Genomic DNA, 19197 nt, shown 5'->3' with positions numbered 1-19197 from the left:
GCCTGTCCGCCGCCCCTGCCGAGCCGCTACGGTCGTGGCCACCCGACGAAGGAGTCCCGTGCCCACCGACCGTGACGTGACCGCGACCGAACGCGAGATCACCGAGCCCGTCGACCTGTGCCTGCCCTCCGGGCGGCTCAACCCCGCCGCCGTCGGTTGGAGCCGGCGCCCGCTGCACGGCACCGCGCTGCGCGGCTGGGGTCGCACGAAGCGCTGGGAGTACTGGGGCGTCATGACCCCGACCCACGTGGTCGCCCTGACCGTCGCGAGCCTCGACTACGCGGCGCAGCACCAGGTGTGGGTGCTCGACCGCACGACGGGCGAGGAGATCGACCGGGTCGCGGTCGTGCCCTTCGCGCGCGGTGCGGTGCTGCCCGCCAGCTGCGGTACCGGGCCGTCGCGGGCGACCGCGCGCGGCCTGGAGATCGCGCTCGACGAGGGCGACCGGCGCACCCGGCTGCGCGCCCGCACCGACCGGGTGCAGGTCGACCTGCTGTCGACCTCGGACGAGGGGCACGAGAGCCTCGGGGTCGTGGTGCCGTGGAGCGCGCGCCGGTTCCAGTACACCGTCAAGGACGTGGCCCGGCCCGTGACGGGCACGCTCGTGGTCGACGGCGTGGCGCACCACGTGCCCGACGGCTCGTCGTGGGCGGTGCTCGACCACGGCCGCGGGCGGTGGCCGTACTCGATGCGGTGGAACTGGGGTGCGGGCAGCGGGCTGGTCGACGGGCGCACCGTGGGCGTGCAGGTGGGTGGCCGATGGACCGACGGCACGGGCTCGACCGAGAACGCCCTGCTGCTCGACGGCCGGCTGCACAAGAACAGCGACGAGCTCGTGTGGGAGTACGACCGCGCGGACTGGCTCGCGCCGTGGCGGGTGCACGACGTCGCCCGCGAGCGCGTCGACCTCACGTTCACGCCGTTCCACGAGCGGGCCTCGCGCATGAACCTGGGCGTCGTGGCGGGCGAGACGCACCAGTGCTTCGGCACCTGGACGGGGTGGATGAGCACCGACGCGGGTGAGCGGGTGCGCGTCGACGGAGTCGAAGGCTGGGCCGAGGAGGCCCGCAACCGCTGGTGAACCGCACGGAGAGTGACGGTCGAGACGTCGCGGAGGTGCCGCTCACCGGCGGCAACGTGACGACCGGGATCGTGCGGGTCGGTGACACCGTGCGCCGCCCGGCCGGGCCGTCGACCCCCGCGGTGCACGCGGTGCTGCGGCACCTCGAGGACGTGGGGTTCCGCCACGCGCCGCGCTCGTTCGGCCTCGACGCGCAGGGTCGGCACGTCCTGGAGTTCGTGCCGGGGCCGATGGCGCACCCGGCGGTCCCCGGCTCGCCGGAGGTGGACCTGCACGAGGTCGGCCGGGTGGCCCGCGAGCTGCACGACGCGCTCGATGGGTGGGAGCCGCCGCCCGACGCGGTGTGGCAGACGGCCATCCCGCCGGACGGCACGGACCTGGTGATCCACCACGACCTCGCGCCGTGGAACCTCGTGCTGGCCGAGGACCGCCTGGTGCTCATCGACTGGGACGGGTGCGGGCCGGGCACCCGCGGCTGGGACCTGGCGTACGCGGCGCACGGGTTCGTACCGCTGGCCCCGGCGGGCGCGGGCGGTCCGGGGGCCGAGCTCTCGGGGGTGCGGCTCCGGGCGCTCGCCGACGGGTACCGGCTCGACGGCCCCGGTCGAGAACGCCTCGCCGACCTGCTGGCCCGGCGCTGCTGGAGCATGTTCGACCTGCTCGACCAGGGTCACCGCAGCGGTGAGCAGCCGTGGGCACGACTGTGGGACGAGGGTCACGGCGGGTACTGGCGGCGCGACGCCGAGTGGGTCGAGGCGCACGCGGTGGGTCTGCGCGCGGCTCTGCTCGACTGACCCGATCCTCGCCCGGCGATGGGTATGGCCGAGGGAATGACCGAGGCGATGGGCCAGATCGACGCCCACGGGGCGTCTCGCTCCCCGATCGCCTGGGCGTCGTCACCCGACCGCCTGGTAACCTCGCCGCATCATGCGCTCCCTGACCCTCACCCCGTGCCTCCGCAGCTGTCGCCCTGCGTCGAGCGCCGCCCGGTGTTGTCGCTGACCGCACGCTGAGCGTGGGTCGCTCGCGACCCCCCAGCCCCTGAGGCCCCGGCCTCCCACCGCCGATCCGTCGGCTCCTCGCCGTACCCCGCCCCACGCCCCGCCGTGGTGCGCGCCGCGGCACCCCCGCACCTCCCTTCCCCGCCACCCGGCTCCGTTGCCGGCCCGGCGGTGCCTTGACCCACCCCTCACCAGGACGGACACCATGAGATCTCGTGCGATACCCGCCGTTGCCCTCGCTCTCGCCGCCTCGCTGATCCTCGCGGCGTGCGGCGGTTCGTCGTCCGAGGGGTCCAACGCCGCCGCGACGTCCGAGGCCGAGATCGTCATCGGCTCGACCAACGAGCCCACCGGGCTGGTCCGCAACGTGGGCGGCAGCTCGGGCGTCTCGCAGACCATGACCCGCAACGTCTTCGAGGGCCTGACCTCGGTCGACGTCGACGGCGCGGTGATCCCGACGCTCGCCGAGAGCTGGGACGCGTCCGAGGACGGCCTGACCCTCACGTTCCACCTGCACAGCGGCGTCGTCTTCCACGACGGCACGCCGTTCACCTCGGCCGACGTCGCGTGGAGCATCTCCCAGGCCATCGCGCCCGAGTCCAAGAGCGCCCGCAAGGCCGACCTCTCGGTGATCCAGGACATCGCCACGCCCGACGACACCACCGTGGTGCTCACGCTGGGCCGCCGCAGCCAGGCGCTGCCCTTCTACCTGGCGTCCGTCACGATCGTGAAGGACGGCGACACCGAGCTGACCACGGACAACGGCACCGGCCCGTACCGGTTCGTCGAGTGGACGCAGGGCGACCACCTGACCATCGAGCGGTTCGACGACTACTGGGGCGAGCCCGCCCAGAACGTCGGCGTGACGTTCCGGTTCTTCAAGGACACGACCGCGCTCAACAACGCGCTGCTCACGGGTGACCTCGACCTGGTCATCGCGGAGGACTCCCCCGACCAGCTCGTGCAGTTCGAGGGCAACCCCGACTTCACGATCACCGAGGGCACGTCGACCACCAAGCAGATCTGGACGTTCAACAACCGCGTCGCGCCGTTCACCGACGTGCGGGTGCGCCAGGCGCTGTACAAGGCGCTCGACCGCGAGAAGATCCGCTCGGCCGTGTGGGACACGTACGGCCAGGTCATCGGCTCGATGGTGCCCCCGACCGACCCGTGGTTCGTGGACCAGGCCAACGTGCACGCGTACGACCCCGACGCCGCGAAGGCCCTGCTCGCCGAGGCCGGGGTGAGCGGGCTGACGTTCTCGCTCGACTACGTCGCGGGCGACAACGAGGAGACCATCGTCCAGCTCATCAAGACCGACCTCGCCGCGGTCGGCGTGACGGTGGACCTGCACCCGATCGACGACGCGACCTGGTACCAGAAGGTCTACACGGACAAGGACTACGAGACGACGCTCATGGGTCACGTGAACCCGCGTGACCTGGTCTGGTACGCCAACCCCGACTTCTACTGGGGCTACGACAACCCGCAGGTGCAGCAGTGGGTGGCCGAGGCCGACCAGGCTCCCACCGAGGCCGAGCAGGTCGCGCTGCTGCGTCAGGTCAACGAGACCATCGGGCTCGAGGCGCCGTCGGCGTGGCTGTACCTCGACCCGCAGATCCGCGTCGCGAAGTCCGAGATCAGCGGCTTCCCCGTCAACCAGGTGACCGAGTCGTTCTACGTCGCCGACATCGTGCGGGCGGGCTGACCCGTGGCCCGTCACCTGCTGCTGCGCGCCCTCGCGCTGCTGGTCTCGCTCGTGGTCGCTGCGGTCGTCGTCTTCGCGGTGCTCCGGCTGCTGCCGGGCGACTCCGCCGGGACGTCGCTCGGCGTGGGGACCACGAGCGACCAGCTCGCGCAGCTGCGCAGCGAGCTCGGCACCGACCAGTCGGTCGGCGCCCAGCTCACGCAGTGGGTGACGGGCCTCGCCTCGGGCGATCTCGGGTCCTCGTTCGTCTCACGGCTCCCGGTCGGCGAGCTCGTCGCGGCCCGCCTCCCGGTCACCCTGCCGCTGAGCCTCGCCGCGTTCGTCGTGTCGGTGCTCGTGTCGGTGCCGCTCGGCGTGGTCGCGGCCGTGCACCGTCGCGGCCCCGTCGGCGTCGCCGTCTCGGCCGTCTCGCAGCTAGGCGTCGCGGTGCCGGTGTTCTGGGTCGGGGTGATGCTCGTGTGGGTGTTCGCGCTGCGTGCGGGGGTGCTGCCGCCCGGCGGCTTCCCCCGGCAGGGCTGGTCCGACCCGGCCGCCGCGGTCCGCTCGCTCGTCCTGCCCGTCGCGACCGTCGCGATCGCGATGTCGTCGGTCATGGTCCGCTACGTGCGCTCGGCCACGCTCGACGTGCTCGACCAGGACTACGTGCGGACCGCGCGCTCGCTCGGCTACGGCCGCGTGCGGGCCCTCGCCCGGCACGGTCTGCGCAACGGCGCGGTGCCGGTCGTCGCGATCCTCGGCATCGAGCTCGCGACCTCGCTGCTGGGTGCCGTCGTGGTCGAGAACGTCTTCGCGCTCCCGGGCCTGGGCACGCTGCTGCTCGACTCGGTCAAGGCCCGCGACCTGCCCGTGGTGCAGGCCCTCGTGCTGGGCATCACCGCGATCGTGCTGATCGTGAACTTCGTGGTCGACCTGGCCCAGCAGGCGATCGACCCGCGGCTGCGCGGAGCCACGGCCGGAGGTGCCCGATGACTCTCGACCCGGTGACTCTCGACCTGACCGACCACCCCGCTGCGCCGGGCTCGGCGCCGACCCCGACCATCCCTGCCCGCGCGGGCCGCCCCCGATGGAGCCCCTCGCTCGTGGCCGGCACGGTGCTGGTGGGGCTCGTGGCCCTCGTCGCGCTCGTCGCGACCTTCTGGACGCCCTACGCCGCGGACGCGGCGGGCACCGGGCCGCGACTGTCCGGCCCCACGGCCGAGCACTGGGCCGGCACCGACCGCCTCGGCCGCGACCTGCTGAGCCAGCTCATGGGCGGCGCGCAGGCGGCGGTGATCGTCGCAGTGTGCTCGGTGCTGGTCGCCGCGCTGCTCGGCCTCACGCTCGGCGTCCTCGCCGCCGCGACGACCCGCTGGCTCGACCTCGCGCTGGTCAACGTGGTGGACCTGCTCATCGCCTTCCCGACTCTGCTGCTCGCGATGCTGATCGTCACGGTGCGGGGCGCGTCGCTGACCTCGGCGGTCGCCGCGATCGGCATCGCCGGGTCGGCCGTGATCGCGCGGGTCACGCGCGTCAACGCGGCGCGCGTGCTGCGCGAGGACTACGTGACCGCCGGGCGCGCGTCCGGCACCGGCTGGTGGGGCACCGTGCTGCGGCACGTGCTGCCCAACATCGCCCCCACGCTCGTGGTCCAGCTCATGCTGCTCGCCGGCAGCGCGATCCTGGCCGAGGCGTCCCTGTCCTACCTCGGTCTCGGCGCGCCGCCGCCCCAGGCGTCGTGGGGCCGGCTGCTGCGCGAGGCGCAGGCCACGATGCTCGTCCAGCCGTGGGGCGCGATCCTGCCCGGCCTCGCGATCGTCGCCACCGTGCTCGGCCTCAACCTGCTCGGCGACGGCCTGCGGGAACGCAACGACCCGAACCTGCGAGGTGACCGATGAGCCTGCTCGAGGTCCGTGACCTGACGGTGCGCACGTCCACCGGACTCACCCTGCTCGACTCCGTGAGCTGGGAGGTCGACGCGGGCGGGCGGCTCGGCATCATCGGCGAGTCCGGCTCGGGCAAGTCCCTCACCGCGCTCGCGATCCTCGGCCTGCTGCCCGAGGGGATGGTCGCGAGCGGCCAGGTGCTGCTCGACGGCACCGACCTGCTCGCGCTGACCGGCCGCCGGCTCGACCGGGTCCGTGGCGCGCAGGTCGCCATGGTGTTCCAGGAGCCGCTCACCGCGCTCGACCCCCTGATGACCGTCGGGCGCCAGATCGCCGGGCCGCTGCGGCTGCACCGCGGGCTGGGCCGGGCCGAGGCCCGCGCGCAGGCCGCCGAGCTGTGCCGGCTGGTGCGGCTCGACGACGCCGACCGCATCCTGCGGTCCTACCCGTGGCAGCTCTCGGGCGGGCAGCGTCAGCGCGTCGCCCTCGCGATGGCCCTCGCGTGCGGGCCGCGCGTCCTGCTGGCCGACGAGCCGACCACCGCGCTCGACGTCACGGTGCAGGCCGAGGTGCTCGACCTGCTCGACGAGCTCGTGGACCGCACCGGCACCACGCTCGTGTTCGTCACGCACGACCTTCCCGTGATCGCACGCGTCGCCCACGATCTCGTGGTCATGCGCGAGGGCCGGGTCGTCGAGACCACGACCGTCGCGCAGGCCCTGGCGGCCCCCGCCGAGCCCTACACCCGCCAGCTCCTCGCCGCGGCGCGCGCCGTGACCCGGCTGCCCGTCGCGCAGGAGGCGCCGTGAACCAGCACGCAGAAGCCGCCGCTCCCCTGCTCGAGCTCGTCGGGGTCGGGCGCACCTACGGCTCGGGCCGGCGCACCACCACCGCGCTCTCGGGCGTCGACCTCGCTGTGCGCCCGGGCCGCAGCGTCGGCATCGTCGGCGAGTCGGGGGCGGGCAAGTCGACCCTGCTGCGGCTGCTGCTGGCGCTCGACCGGCCGACGCAGGGCCAGGTGCTCTACCGCGGCGAACCCCTCGCGCACCGCGACCGGGCCGCCGTGCGCCGGTTCCGGCGTGACGTGCAGATCGTGTTCCAGGACCCGCGCTCGTCGCTCGACCCGCGCATGACGGTCGGTTCGGTCGTCGCGGAGCCGCTGCGCTCGCTGCGGGTCCCGGGTGATCGGCGTGCCCGCGTGACCGAGGTGCTCGGCTGGGTGGGGCTCGAGCCCGACGCGGCCGACCGCTACCCCGCGCAGTTCTCGGGCGGTCAGCGCCAGCGCATCGCGATCGCCCGGGCGCTGGCCCCGTCCCCCTCGGTGCTGGTCGGCGACGAGCCGGTGAGCGCGCTCGACGTGTCAGTCCGCGAGCAGGTCCTGGACCTGCTGCGGCGGCTGCGCACCGAGCTGGGCCTGACCCTGGTGCTGGTCAGCCACGACATCGCCGTGGTCGGTCAGCTCTGCGAGGAGACGGTCGTGCTGCACGACGGCCGCGTCGTCGAGCAGGCCCCGACCCCCCAGCTCCTCACCCACCCCCAGCACCCGTACACCCAACGCCTCCTCGCCGCCGTCCCCCACCTCCCCGCCCCTTAACCCGTCCCGCGAGACCCCCCGTTCCCGCGAGACCCCCCGTTCCGCGAGATAGAGCCTGCGCGCCGAGATAGAGCCATGCGGGGCTCTATCTGGACGCGCAGGCTCTATCTCGGCGAACGCTTGAGGTCGTTGGGGTTAGTGGAGGAGGTCTTGCCAGTTGGGGGGGACGTTGGCGGTGGGGGCGGGGACGGGTTGGTCCAGGGGGTGGCTGGTGGGGGCGGCCAGGGTGGGGCCCTCCTCGAAGAAGTCCTGGCTCGGGTAGTCCCAGAACCAGTCCTCACCCGGCTCGTACGACTGGATCACCGGGTGCCCGGTCGCTGCGCTGTGCGCCGTGGCGTGCTGCGAGGGCGACGTGTCGCAGCAGCCCACGTGCCCGCACTCGGCGCAGCGCCGCAGGTGGAACCACCACCCGTCGGTCTGCAGGCACTCGACGCAGCCCGCGCCGCTCGGAGGGACGCCCGGGTCGATCCCGGGGAACGGTTCGCTCATGGTCGGGGACCTTCCTCGTGCGCTCACGCCAGGCCGCTGCCCGATGCCGGGCTCCAGCGAGCGTACGTTCGCCCGCCCCCACCAGCACGGCGACGACGGAGCCCCCGCCCGACGCCGCCAGGGCGCACGCAGGACGGGGGCTCCGGGTCGCTCAGGCGGGCGTGGCCTCCGCGGGGACCTCGTCGACCGCGGACCGGGCGGCCGCCGGTCGGGCCGAGCTCCGCGCGATCTTGCCCGAGGGCACCTGCTTCTCGGAGACCGGCGCGTCACCCGACGCGCGCTGCGCCCGGTAGTACGCCCGCGCCTCGTCCTGCCGCGCCCGCTCCGCGCCTGACGCGATGGTCGCGCGCACGTGCTCGGGCCCGTACCCGAACGCGTCGACCAGGTCCTGCGCGTGCGGCCGCAGCCGCCGCAGCAGCCGGTCGAGGTACGACGTCACCGTCCGCGCCCGACCCGCCGAGAGCCGGCCGTGGATGAGGTACCAGGCGAGGTTCCGCTCGATCACCGAGAGCCCGAACAGGTCACGCAGCCACGTGAGCACCTTCTGCGTTCCCGGGTCGTCGACCCGGGCGATCCCCGCGGTGAACGCCTCCCACTGGACCAGCTCGGCGTGCGCCCGCGCCAGCTCGATCAGGTCGTGCTGGTGCTCGTTGAACAGGTCGGCGGCCTGCGCGCGGGGGGCCTTCGTCGCGGGACGCAGCGCCTGCGCCACCTCGGCCACCATCGTCTCCACGCGGTCCACGAGCAGGGCGTGCTGCGTCTCGGCGTCGCGCAGCTGACCTGCCGAGCGCCGGGCGTCGCCCACGTCCGCGACGGTCTGCACCGCGCGCAGCAGCGGGGTGCGGTGCAGCGCGGCCGACGCCGCCTGCCCCGCCACGTACCGCGCCACCCCGCCCGCGTCGATCTTCGCGAACTCGCGCCCGTAGTCGGTGAGCAGCCGCTTGGCGACGAGCTGCAGCAGCACGGTGTTGTCGCCCTCGAACGTGGCGAACACGTCGAGGTCGGCGTAGAGCGACGTGAGCCGGTTCTCCGTCAGGAAGCCCGCGCCCCCGCACGCCTCACGGCTGGTCTGCAGCGTGCGCAGCGCGAGCCAGGTGGACGTCGGCTTGAGCGACGCCGCGAGAGTCTCGAGGTCCTGGCGCGTCTCCTCGGTGTCGTTCTTTCCCGAGAACACGCCGTCGAAAGCCTTGAGCAGCTCCTCGTGGGCGAACGTCGACGCGTAGGTCTCGGCCAGCAGCGGCAGCAGCCGACGCTGGTGCTCGCCGTAGTCGAGCAGCACCATCTCGTCGGTGTCCGAGCCGCCCGTGAACTGCCGACGCTCGTTGCCGTAGGTCACCGCGATGATCAGCGCGAGCTTGCAGGCGTTGACCGCGGCGCCGTCGAGCGAGACGCGCCCCTGCACGAGTGTGCCGAGCATCGTGAAGAACCGCCGCCCGGGGCTCGAGATCGGCGAGGAGTACGTGCCGTCGGGCGCCACGTCGCCGTAGCGGTTGAGCAGGTTCGTGCGGGGCACGCGCACGTGGTCGAAGTGCAGCCGCCCGTTGTCGATCCCGTTGAGCCCGCCCTTGAGCCCGTCGTCCTCGCCGCCGATGCCGGGCAGGAACTCCCCGGTCGCCGGGTCGCGCAGCGGCACGTAGAACGCGTGAACCCCGTGGTTGACGGCTGGGCCGCCGGGCGCCGCCGTGATGAGCTGCGCGAACAGGACCGACGCCGTGCCGTGCAGCGCCGCGTTGCCGAGATAGTCCTTCCACGCCGCCCGGAACGGCGTGTGGATCACGAACTCCTCGGTCGCCGGGTCGTACGTCGCCGTGGTCCCGATGCTCGCGACGTCCGAGCCGTGGCCCGTCTCGGTCATGGCGAACGCCCCCGGGACGTCCACCGACATCGCATCGGGCAGCAGGTTCTCGTGGTGCGCCTCGGTGCCCAGGTGCATGATCGCCGAGGCGAACAGCCCCCACTGCACGCCCGCCTTGATCTGCAACGACGGGTCCGCGACGACGAGCTCCGCGAAGCGCGAGACGCTGCCGCCGTGGTCGTCGCGACCGCCCAGCGCGGTCGGGAACGCCCGGAGCACCTCGCCCTCGCGGGCCAGGGTGCGGAGCTGCTCGAGCACCCGCGCGCGGTGCTCGGCGACGGTGAGACCCTCGATGCGCTGGAAGCGCGGGTCGCCCGCGACGGCGCGGGCGCCACGGCGCAGCTCGGCGTACGGGCCGAGCATCGCCGCTGTGAGCGCGTCGACGTCGACGGTCGGTTCGTGACCCGGCGTCGCGTGTGCCGGGCGGGCGGTGCTGGCGGTCATCGGGACTCCTCGATGGTGAGTGCGTCGGATGCTGCGTCGTGCGGGGGGTTCGGGGTGCCTGCGGTGCGGCCGCGCTCGCGGGCGAGGAGCCCGACGGGCCCGGCCCAGAGCCAGGCGGTGATCTGGGCGGTGACGGTCTCGCGGTCGGGGTTGCCCGGCTGGTCGCGGTGCGCGAGCCACCACTCGCCGGCGCCGCGCACGAACCCGACCGCGCCGGCGGCCCACGCCTCGGTGAGCGCGCGCTGCGTCGCGTCGGGGCCGCTCACGGGCGCAGCGTCGGGCAGGTGGTCGTGCCGCGCGGCGGGGCGGACGGCGGTGCCCGAGTCGTCGGTCAGGCCGCGCAGGAACGGGGCGGCGACGAGCTGGGTCACCGAGTCGAGGAAGTGCCCGAGCGGCCCGCCCGACTCGACCGAGCCGTCGCGGGTGACGAACGCGTAGACGTGAGGCGAGGACTCGATCATCTCGAGGTAGACCGCGACCATCGCGCGGAGCCCTTCGCGGGGAGTGGGCGCGACGCGGAGCACACCTTCGAGCGCTCCCTGGATCTGCAGCACGACGGCCTCGGCGACGGCGATCTGCAGGCCGGTCTTGTCCGCGAAGTAGCGGTAGACGATCGACTTGGAGGTGCCCGCCGCGACGGCGATCTCCTCCATCGAGACGTCGGGACCGTGGTGGTGCACGGTGCGGCGGGCGACACGCACGAACTCGGCGCGCCTGGCCTCGCGGTGATCCGCCCAACGGGTCGAGCGGCCGTCCGCACCGGCGTCGGTGAGCGGCCCGGGGCGCTCGTCTGCGCGCGCCGAGAATGCGGCGGAACCGGGCACCTGCCGAGGCAGGAGCGACGCGGTGCCCGTCGCCGTCGACGGAGCAGGTGTGATCTCGCTCACGAAACCGAAGGTATCAGGTACTGTGGGTTTCGGACACATATCACCGGGCAAAACCGGTCCCCTGGGCCAGACGTCCCAGGTCAGGGCAGGCTGAGACCTCTGCACGCAGGCACTCCGGCACAACGGCACACCACACTCAGCGACGACGCGAGAGGACGGCCATGGCCAGCACACCCACCGGCGCCACGGCGGACGAGCAGCAGACGAGCACGCCCGACGCCCAGGAGCGCCCCCGGCTCCCCCGCCGCGCGCTCGTGCTCGGCGGCAACCGCATCCCGTTCGCCCGCGCGGGCGGCCCCTACGCCCACGCGAGCAACCAGGACATGCTCACCGCAGCGCTCGACGGGCTCGTGGCCCGCTACGGCCTGCAGGGCGAACGCCTCGGCGAGGTCGCGGCGGGGGCCGTGCTCAAGCACAGCCGGGACTTCAACCTGACGCGCGAGGCCGTGCTCGGCTCCGCGCTGTCGGACGAGACGCCGGCCTACGACGTGCAGCAGGCGTGCGCGACGGGCCTCGAGGCGATCGTCGGGCTGTCCAACAAGATCCGCCTGGGGCAGCTCGACTCGGCCATCGCGGGGGGCGTCGACACGACGTCCGACGCGCCGATCGCGGTGAACGACCACCTGCGCCGCATCCTGCTCGACCTCTCGCACGCCAAGACCGCGGGGCAGAAGCTCGCCGCTGTCTCGCGCCTCCGCCCCACGGACCTCGTGCCGGTCACGCCTCGCACGTCCGAGCCGCGCACCGGGCTGTCGATGGGTGAGCACCAGGCACTCACCACCGCCGAGTGGGGGATCTCGCGCGAGGCACAGGACGAGCTCGCGCTCACGAGCCACCAGCGCCTGGCCGCCGCCTACGACGCCGGGTTCTTCGACGACCTGGTCACGCCGTTCCGCGGCCTGACGCGCGACGCGAACCTGCGCGCTGACTCCTCGCTCGAGAAGCTCGCGAAGCTCCGACCCACGTTCGGCCTGGGCCTCGACGCCCCCGCGACGATGACGGCGGGCAACTCCACGCCCCTGTCCGACGGCGCCTCGGTGGTGCTGCTCGGATCGGACGAGTGGGCCGCCGAGCACGACCTCATGCCCCTCGCGTCCGTGGTCGACGCGGAGTCCGGCGCGGTCGACTTCGTGCACGGTGTCGACGGTCTGCTCATGGCCCCCGTCTTCGCGGTGCCGCGCCTGCTGGCCCGCAACGGGCTCACGCTCGCCGACCTGGACTACGTCGAGATCCACGAGGCGTTCGCCTCGACCGTGCTGACCACGCTCGCGGCGTGGGAGGACGAGGAGTTCTGCCGCACCCGGCTCGGGCTCGAGGGCGCGTTCGGCAAGGTCGAGCGCGAGCGGCTCAACGTGCACGGCTCGTCGCTCGCCGCGGGGCACCCGTTCGCCGCGACCGGTGGGCGCATCGTGGCGACCATCGCCAAGGAGCTCGCCCGGCGCAAGGCCGAGCAGGGCACCGACGCCCCCGTGCGGGCCCTCGTGTCCATCTGCGCCGCAGGTGGTCTCGGTCTGACGGCGATCCTGGAGGCAGCGTGAGCGACACGTACCTGAACCTCGTCAACTCGGGGTTCACGAAGAAGGTCGCCCAGCAGCTCGGGCTGCCGCGACCGGCCCAGCTGCGCCGCTTCCGTCCGGGTCAGCCGCTGGTCGACGGACCTGTGCTCGTGCTCGGATCGGGCACCGAGGCGGAGTCGCTCGCGCACCTGCTCTCGGGCACCGGGCTCGACGACGGCGGCGCGGTGCGGGGCTGGGACCTCGACGTGCGCCGCACGCCCGCGGCCGACGAGCGCTACGCGGCTGTCGTGCTCGTGCTGACCGACGTGCAGCACCCCGACGACCTCGCCGGCCCGGTGCTCACCGCGGGCGGCGTGCTCAAGGGGCTGGCACCCGGCGCCCGCGTCGTGACCCTCTCGCGTCCTGCGACCGCCGACGACGGTCCGGCGCTCGCCGCCGCACGCCAGGGCGTCGACGGGGTGCTGCGCTCGCTCGCCAAGGAGCTGCGCGGCGGCGCGACCGCGAACGGTGTGGTCGTGGCGGACGGCGTCCCGGTCGACGCCCCGAGCGCGCTCGGGGCCCTGCGGTTCTTCCTGTCGACGCGCTCGGCGTTCGTCGACGGCCAGCTGCTGACGGTCGGCTCCGACGCGGGCACGCTGCCCGCCGACTGGGACCAGCCCCTCGCGGGGCGTGTCGCGGTCGTCACCGGGGCGGCCCGCGGCATCGGCGCCTCGATCGCGGCGACGCTGGCCCGGGACGGCGCGACCGTCGTCGCGGTGGACGTGCCCGCTGCCGGTGAGCAGCTCGCGGCGGTCGCGAACTCCGTGCGGGGCACGGCGCTGCAGCTCGACGTGACGGGACCCGACGCCGGGCAGAAGATCCTCGACCACGCGACGGCCCGGCACGGGCGGCTCGACATCGTGGTGCACAACGCCGGGATCACCCGCGACAAGCTGCTCGCGAACATGACCCCCGAGAAGTGGGACCCGGTGCTCGCCGTCAACGTCGACGCCCCGCTGCGCATCAACGAGGCGCTGGTCGAGTCGGGAGACTTCACCGACGCGCCCCGCATCGTCGCGCTCGCGTCCACGTCGGGCATCGCGGGCAACCGCGGGCAGACCAACTACGCGGCGTCCAAGGGCGGGGTCATCGGCATGGTGCGGGCCACCGCGCCGCTGCTCACCGCGTTCGGCGGCACGGCCAACGCCGTGGCCCCCGGCTTCATCGAGACCGAGATGACCGCGCGGATCCCGGCCCTGACCCGGCAGGTCGCGCGGCGGCTGAACTCGCTCCAGCAGGGCGGTCAGCCGATCGACGTCGCCGAGACCGTCGCGTTCCTCGCGTCCCCGCAGGCCGGCGGCATCATGGGCCAGACGCTGCGGGTGTGCGGGCAGAACATGGTGGGCCAGTGAGCACGGACGCCCCGGCCACCGACGACCCCACGGTGCCGCTCCCGGCGATCGCGGGGATCCTCGGGGCGTCGGGCGGGCGCACCCCCGTCGTCCTCCCGGGGGTCCCGGCGCTCGGCGGGCTCTACCGTCGTGGCTTGGTCGCGTCCGGGCGGCGCGCGCTCGACCGCCGGTTCGGGCGCACGGCCCCGCGCACCCTGCCCGACGTCGCGTACGCCGTCGCGGGCGTGCGGGCCGACGCCGAGCACCTGACGGCCTACCAGCACCTGCTCGGCGAGAGCGCGTCCGACGTGCTGCCCGCCGGGTTCGTGCACGTGCTCGCGTTCCCCGTCGCCACGGCCGTCATGGTGCGGCCCGACTTCCCGCTGCCGCTGCTCGGGATGGTGCACCTCGCCAACCACATCGAGCAGCTGCACCCGCTCACGCTCGGCGACCGGCTCGACGTGCTCGCCTGGGCGCAGGGCCTCACGCCGCACCGTGCGGGCACGCAGGTCGAGCTCGTGACCGAGGTGCGTGTGGCCGGGCCGTCCGACGACGTGCTGGCCGGGCCCCTCGCGTGGCGCGGGGTCTCGACCTACCTGGCCAAGGGGGTGCGGCTCGGGGCGGACGCGTCGGCGTCCGAGGACGTCGCGCCTTCCCTGCCCGACGACGGAGCGCGCGAGCCGTTCACCGCGCCCCTCCCCACGGGTCGCTGGCACCTCGCCGCCGACACCGGCCGCCGGTACGCGGCCGTCTCGGGCGACCAGAACCCCATCCACCTGTCGAAGGTCAGCGCCAAGGCGCTCGGCTTCCCGCGGGCCATCGCGCACGGCATGTACACCGCCTCCCGCGCTCTGGCCGACGTGGGCGCCGGCCGCGGCGACGCGTTCACGTGGACCGTCGAGTTCACCAAGCCGGTGCTGCTGCCCGCCACCGTCGACGTGCGGGTGGCCCCCGACGACGACGGCGGGTTCACGTACGCCGCCTGGCACGGCCGCACGGGCAAGCCGCACCTGACGGGCGCCGTCGTCCCGCGCTGACTGCTCGCGGGCGTCGGTGCCAGGTGGCAGGGTGCTGGGCATGGACCCACGACTCACGCTCATCACGCTCGGCGTCGCCGACGTCGAGGCCGCACGCCGGTTCTACGTCGACGGCCTGGGCTGGGATCCCGCGTTCGACGTCCCCGGCCAGGTCCTGTTCCTGCAGGTGGGGCCCGGTGTGCTGCTCTCGTTCTTCGGCGCGCAGGACCTCGCCGCCGACATGGGCGACGCGCGCGGCTCGGCCCCCGCCACACCCCAGGGCGTCACGCTCGCGCACAACGTGGACTCCCCCGCCGCGGTCGATGCGGCGATCGCCCGGGCCGTGGCCGCCGGGGCCCGGGTGGTCAAGCCCGCGCAGCGCGCCGAGTGGGGCGGCTACCACGGGTACGTCGAGGACCCGTGCGGCGTGCGGTGGGAGATCGCGCACAACTCCGGGCTCACGATCGCCGCTGACGGGACCGTGAGCCTGGGCGCGGTCGAGTAGCGCTCGGCTCGGCTCGGCTCCGACTGTGCCCGGCTCTGCTCAGCTCAGCTCGCGGAGCGGCGCGGTCATGTCGCCGCCGGCGTCGCCGGTGTTCACCGTCCCCTGGTGCTCGAACAGCAGCGCGTGGACCTCGGCATCCGCCCGGGGACAGTGCTCGACCCCCTTCGGGACCACGAACACGTCGTTCGGTCCGAGCACCACGTCCCGGTCGCGGAGCTGGATGGTGAGCGTGCCGCTGACCACCAGGAACAGCTCGTCGGTGTCGGGATGGGTGTGCCAGACGAACTCGCCCTGGACCTTGACGACCTTCACGTCGTAGTCGTTCACGCTCGTCAGCCGGTGCGGCTGCCAGTGCCCGGAGACGGCGTCGAGCGCCGCCTGCACGTTGCGCACGTCGCCGCCGCTCATGGTCGGAGCCTAGTCAGGTGCGCTGTCGGTCAGCAGAGCGGGCGGATGCGCAGGTCGTGCGCTTCCGGTCGCCGTCGTGGGGTGTCGGTGTCACGATCGGGCCGCGACCGCGGACGCCCGTCCGCGACGAGGAGGTCTGATGAGCGCCATGACGTCAGCTGCGGTGAGCAGCGCTCGGCAGCGACCGTGGGAGCTGGCCGCGCGCTGCGGCTACGCGGTGAGCGGTGTGCTGCACGTGCTGATCGGGCTGCTCGCCGTCCAGGTGGCCCTGGGCAGCGGTGACGAGAGCGCCGACCAGTCGGGCGCGCTCGGTCAGATCGCCGGGACCCCGTTCGGCGGGGCCGCGCTGTGGTGCGGGGCGGTCGCGCTGCTCGCGCTCGCCGCCTGGCAGGGAGCCCAGGCGATACGTGGCGGCGAGGTCGCCGACCGGGTCAAGGCCGCGGCCAAGGCCGTGGTCTACGTCGCGCTGGCGGTCAGCGCCGTGGCGTTCGCCGTCGGATCGGGCAGCTCGAGCGAGGGGCAGACCGAGGGCGCCACGTCGGGCCTCCTGGGTGCACCCGGCGGCCGGGCACTCGTGGTCGCGGTCGGCCTCGTGGTCCTGGGGGTGGGTGGCTACCACGGGTACAAGGGCGTGACCCGGAAGTTCCTCGACGACCTGCGGGCCCTGCCCGGTGCGCAGCTTGGCACCACGGTGCGCGTCGCGGGCACGGTCGGCTACGTCGCCAAGGGCGTCGCGCTCGTGCTGGTCGGCGGTGCGTTCGTGCTCGCGGGCCTGACCGCCGACCCGCAGCGGGCGCAGGGCCTCGACGGCGCGCTCCACGACCTGCGCGAGCAGCCCGCCGGGGTCGTCGCGCTGCTCGCCGTCGCGGTCGGGCTCGCCTGTTACGGCGGCTACTCGTTCGTGCGCGCACGGTTCGCACGCATGTGACCGCGCGTGCCCGGCTCGGGCGGCGGAGCCGTGGCGCGCGACGAATCGGTCGAGCGCTGCCAGGATCGGGGCATGACGAAGCCCGTGCGCATCGGCGTTCAACTCCAGCCGCAGCAGGCCGACTACGCCCAGATCCGTGACGCGGTCCGCCGCGCCGAAGACATGGGCGTCGACGTGGTCTTCAACTGGGACCACTTCTTCCCGTTGTACGGCGACCCGGACGGCAAGCACTTCGAGTGCTGGACGATGCTCGGCGCGTGGGCCGAGCAGACGAGCCGTGTCGAGATCGGCGCGCTCGTGACCTGCAACTCCTACCGCAACCCCGAGCTGCTGGCCGACATGGCGCGAACCGTGGACCACATCTCGGGCGGGCGGCTGATCCTGGGCATCGGCGCAGGCTGGTTCGAGAAGGACTACGACCAGTTCGGCTACGAGTTCGGCACGGCCGGGTCGCGGATCGCGGCGCTGGGTGAGGCGCTGCCGCGCATCAAGGCGCGGTGGGCCGCGGGGAACCCGGCACCGACGCGTCAGATCCCGATCCTCATCGGCGGGGGCGGCGAGCGCAAGACGCTGCGGATCGTCGCCGAGCACGCCGACGCGTGGCACTCGTTCGGCGACCTCGAGACGCTGACCCGCAAGAGCGCGATCCTCGACGAGCACGGCGCGGCCGTGGGGCGGGACGCGACCGTGATCGAGCGCTCGGTCGCCGTCGACGCTCCCCCGTCCCAGGTAGCCGACGCCCTGGTCGCCGCGGGCGTCACGCTGTTCACGATCGGCGCGGGCGGCCCCGACTACGACCTGTCGCTGCTGCAGCAGTGGATCGACTGGCGCGACTCCCGCGGCTGATCGTGCCGCGGGCAGGTGGCAGGCTCAGGGCATGACCCGCCGAGCCCAGACCCTGGCTGCACCACGCCTGTCGCTGCCCGCCCTCATGCCGTTCGACGGCGCGCTCGAGGACGAAGGCGACTACGAAGGGCTGTCGTTCGACGGGCTGGACCTGAGCGGGCAGGACGGTCGGCACGCCCGCCTCATGGACTGCGTCCTGACGGGCTGCCGGCTCGACGGCACCGACCTGCGCCACTCCCACATCGCGGAGAGCAGGTTCGCAGAGGCCAATGCGGGGAGCCTCGACGCGGCGAGCTCGTCCTGGCGCGACGTCGAGCTGGTGGGCTGCCGCCTCGGTGCCGTCACGGCCTACGCGAGCACCTTCACGCGCGTGCTGGTGCGTGGCGGCAAGATCGACTACCTCAACCTGCGCGACGCGTCGCTCGTGGACGTGCGGTTCGACGGCTGCGTCATCGGCGAGCTCGACCTGATCGGCGCGAAGCTCCAGCGGGTGGCGTTCGACGATTGCCGCATCGGCCGCCTGGACGTGACCCGGGCGACGCTCACGCAGGTGGACCTGCGCGGCGCCGACCTGTCCGGGCTCAACGGCGTCGCAGGGCTCGCGGGCGCGACGATCAGCGGCGACCAGCTCCTCGAGCTCGCCCCGGCGATGGCCGAGCACCTGGGCATCGTCGTCGACTGACGGCGATGCACGTCGGGCACGACGAGCGCGTCACGCTCCCGTGGCGAGCCGTCCGAGCGCGGGCACCCGCCAGGCGCCCGCCGGCAGGTGCCCGGGGGCGGGCACCCGCGCGGTGTGGCTCACGAGCCCGACGGTGTTGCCCTCGCTGTCGCGCACGAACGCCATCCACTCGTCGGATCCCGCGGGCCCGAGGGTCGCGTCCTCGTGCTGGTAGATGACCGCGGGCTCACCCTCGATGACGACGCCGTCCGCACGCAGCTCGGCGACCCGCGTGCGCACGTCGTCGACCCGCAGGTAGACGAGCGAGCTCGACGCCTCACGGTCGAGCAGCAGCCGGACCCCGTCGAGCACGAAGAACGCGAGCCCGGGCGGGTCGAAGACCGCGTCGGCCGGCTGGCCCAGCAGTCGTTGGTAGAAGACGACGGCCCGCCGGAGGTTCTCGACCCGCTGCGCGACCTGGACCACGACGCCATTGTCCGATTTGTCCATCATCTGACGAGGGTACGTGGTTCCTCGCACGGGGAGAAGCCGAGCGTGTGACCAGGACGGACGACCAGGGCGGACGAGTACGCTCGCCGGACCTATCGAAGGCAGGTGCACGGATGTCGAGCCTCTCCGACCCGCAGGACGAGACGCCCTCGCGGCTGGGCGCCCCGCTCGTGCTGCGCAACCCGCGGGCCACGGCCGGCCTCGCGCTGGGCATCGCGAGCCTCATCGTGAACCCCGTGCTGCTGACCTCGATCATCGGGATCGTCGTGTCGGCCCTGGGGCTCAGCCGCGCCACGCGCATGACCGAGGTCGGCTACGCGCCCGTCGGCCGCAGCAAGGCGATCTGGGGACTGGGCCTGTCGATCCTCGGCCTGGTCTCCTCCCTCGCCCTCAAGTCCGGCATGTTCTGACCCCCGGCCCCCCCTGACCTCGAGATAGAGCCTGGGGGGGGGGGGGGGGGGAGGGGGGGGGGGGGGGGGGGGGGGGGGGGGGGGGGGGGGGGGGGGGGGGGGGGG

General features: G+C 73.8%; 20 protein-coding genes. 15 read left to right on the top strand and 5 right to left on the bottom strand.

Annotated features, from left to right (window positions below; translation table 11 throughout):
• Positions 1–58 precede the first annotated feature (58 nt).
• The 7 genes from ACGIF2_RS11920 to ACGIF2_RS11890 all read left to right on the top strand — a co-directional run bounded on the left by ACGIF2_RS11920 (position 59) and on the right by ACGIF2_RS11890 (position 7246).
• On the top strand, positions 59–1081 hold the full coding sequence (locus tag ACGIF2_RS11920; protein ID WP_396046865.1) for a DUF2804 domain-containing protein: 1023 nt from the start codon (positions 59–61) through the stop codon (positions 1079–1081).
• On the top strand, positions 1078–1875 hold the full coding sequence (locus ACGIF2_RS11915; protein WP_396046863.1) for a phosphotransferase: 798 nt from the start codon (positions 1078–1080) through the stop codon (positions 1873–1875). Before ACGIF2_RS11920 ends, ACGIF2_RS11915 begins: the two co-directional genes overlap by 4 nt.
• A gap of 412 nt (positions 1876–2287) precedes the next feature.
• Positions 2288–3790: an ABC transporter substrate-binding protein gene (locus ACGIF2_RS11910; RefSeq protein ID WP_396046861.1), complete on the top strand. Its 1503-nt coding sequence runs from the start codon at positions 2288–2290 to the stop codon at positions 3788–3790.
• Positions 3791–3793: 3 nt separating this feature from the next.
• The gene (locus ACGIF2_RS11905; RefSeq protein WP_396046859.1) at positions 3794–4759 is read left to right on the top strand and encodes an ABC transporter permease; all 966 of its coding nucleotides are present in this window, start codon (positions 3794–3796) and stop codon (positions 4757–4759) included.
• Positions 4756–5664, top strand: coding sequence for an ABC transporter permease (locus tag ACGIF2_RS11900; RefSeq protein WP_396046857.1), 909 nt, complete (start codon positions 4756–4758; stop codon positions 5662–5664). Before ACGIF2_RS11905 ends, ACGIF2_RS11900 begins: the two co-directional genes overlap by 4 nt.
• Positions 5661–6461 (top strand): ATP-binding cassette domain-containing protein, encoded by an 801-nt coding sequence (locus ACGIF2_RS11895; protein WP_396046855.1) that lies wholly within the window; start codon positions 5661–5663, stop codon positions 6459–6461. The genes ACGIF2_RS11900 and ACGIF2_RS11895 overlap by 4 nt, the downstream gene beginning before the upstream one ends.
• Positions 6458–7246, top strand: coding sequence for an ABC transporter ATP-binding protein (locus ACGIF2_RS11890; protein ID WP_396046852.1), 789 nt, complete (start codon positions 6458–6460; stop codon positions 7244–7246). Before ACGIF2_RS11895 ends, ACGIF2_RS11890 begins: the two co-directional genes overlap by 4 nt.
• A gap of 135 nt (positions 7247–7381) precedes the next feature.
• Here the strand turns inward: ACGIF2_RS11890 and ACGIF2_RS11885 are convergent, their stop codons facing one another.
• The 3 genes from ACGIF2_RS11885 to ACGIF2_RS11875 form a co-directional block, all read right to left on the bottom strand.
• The gene (locus ACGIF2_RS11885; RefSeq protein WP_396046850.1) at positions 7382–7735 is read right to left on the bottom strand and encodes a UBP-type zinc finger domain-containing protein; all 354 of its coding nucleotides are present in this window, start codon (positions 7733–7735) and stop codon (positions 7382–7384) included.
• A gap of 151 nt (positions 7736–7886) precedes the next feature.
• On the bottom strand, positions 7887–10034 hold the full coding sequence (locus ACGIF2_RS11880) for an acyl-CoA dehydrogenase (protein ID WP_396046848.1): 2148 nt from the start codon (positions 10032–10034) through the stop codon (positions 7887–7889).
• Entirely contained in the window at positions 10031–10921 is an 891-nt protein-coding gene (locus ACGIF2_RS11875) for a TetR/AcrR family transcriptional regulator (RefSeq protein ID WP_396046846.1), read from the bottom strand. Before ACGIF2_RS11875 ends, ACGIF2_RS11880 begins: the two co-directional genes overlap by 4 nt.
• 161 nt (positions 10922–11082) lie before the next feature.
• On the opposite strand from ACGIF2_RS11875, the gene ACGIF2_RS11870 reads away from it, so the two are divergent.
• The 4 genes from ACGIF2_RS11870 to ACGIF2_RS11855 are packed head-to-tail and all read left to right on the top strand — an operon-like array spanning position 11083 to position 15329.
• Complete coding sequence (locus ACGIF2_RS11870; protein WP_396046844.1) at positions 11083–12459, top strand: acetyl-CoA C-acetyltransferase; 1377 nt, start codon at positions 11083–11085, stop codon at positions 12457–12459.
• Complete coding sequence (locus ACGIF2_RS11865) at positions 12456–13829, top strand: 3-oxoacyl-ACP reductase (protein WP_396046842.1); 1374 nt, start codon at positions 12456–12458, stop codon at positions 13827–13829. The genes ACGIF2_RS11870 and ACGIF2_RS11865 overlap by 4 nt, the downstream gene beginning before the upstream one ends.
• A 47-nt stretch (positions 13830–13876) precedes the next feature.
• Positions 13877–14845: a MaoC/PaaZ C-terminal domain-containing protein gene (locus tag ACGIF2_RS11860; protein WP_396047044.1), complete on the top strand. Its 969-nt coding sequence runs from the start codon at positions 13877–13879 to the stop codon at positions 14843–14845.
• Positions 14846–14885: 40 nt separating this feature from the next.
• A complete protein-coding gene (locus ACGIF2_RS11855; protein ID WP_396046841.1) occupies positions 14886–15329 on the top strand; it encodes a VOC family protein in 444 nt (147 codons plus the stop codon).
• A gap of 39 nt (positions 15330–15368) precedes the next feature.
• Here the strand turns inward: ACGIF2_RS11855 and ACGIF2_RS11850 are convergent, their stop codons facing one another.
• Positions 15369–15737 carry a cupin domain-containing protein gene (locus ACGIF2_RS11850; protein ID WP_396046839.1) on the bottom strand — a complete coding sequence of 123 codons (369 nt, stop codon included), beginning with the start codon at positions 15735–15737 and terminating at the stop codon, positions 15369–15371.
• Positions 15738–15876: 139 nt separating this feature from the next.
• Here ACGIF2_RS11850 and ACGIF2_RS11845 point away from each other — a divergent pair, with 139 nt between their 5' ends.
• The 3 genes from ACGIF2_RS11845 to ACGIF2_RS11835 all read left to right on the top strand — a co-directional run bounded on the left by ACGIF2_RS11845 (position 15877) and on the right by ACGIF2_RS11835 (position 18193).
• Positions 15877–16665 (top strand): DUF1206 domain-containing protein, encoded by a 789-nt coding sequence (locus ACGIF2_RS11845; protein ID WP_396046837.1) that lies wholly within the window; start codon positions 15877–15879, stop codon positions 16663–16665.
• Positions 16666–16737: 72 nt separating this feature from the next.
• Positions 16738–17511, top strand: a complete 774-nt coding sequence (locus tag ACGIF2_RS11840; RefSeq protein WP_396046835.1) for an LLM class F420-dependent oxidoreductase — start codon at positions 16738–16740, stop codon at positions 17509–17511.
• 31 nt (positions 17512–17542) lie between these two features.
• Positions 17543–18193 (top strand): pentapeptide repeat-containing protein, encoded by a 651-nt coding sequence (locus tag ACGIF2_RS11835; protein ID WP_396046833.1) that lies wholly within the window; start codon positions 17543–17545, stop codon positions 18191–18193.
• A 30-nt stretch (positions 18194–18223) separates the two neighbouring features.
• Here ACGIF2_RS11835 and ACGIF2_RS11830 read toward each other — a convergent pair whose 3' ends face one another.
• Positions 18224–18685, bottom strand: a complete 462-nt coding sequence (locus ACGIF2_RS11830) for a VOC family protein (protein ID WP_396046831.1) — start codon at positions 18683–18685, stop codon at positions 18224–18226.
• Between the two features lie 110 nt (positions 18686–18795).
• Here ACGIF2_RS11830 and ACGIF2_RS11825 point away from each other — a divergent pair, with 110 nt between their 5' ends.
• A complete protein-coding gene (locus tag ACGIF2_RS11825) occupies positions 18796–19092 on the top strand; it encodes a hypothetical protein (protein ID WP_396046829.1) in 297 nt (98 codons plus the stop codon).
• Positions 19093–19197: the final 105 nt, after the last annotated feature.

It is taken from the genome of Cellulomonas sp. P22 (assembly GCF_044392165.1).
The sequence above is the reverse complement of the archived record's forward strand: the minus strand, read 5'-3'. Positions and strand labels throughout refer to the sequence as shown.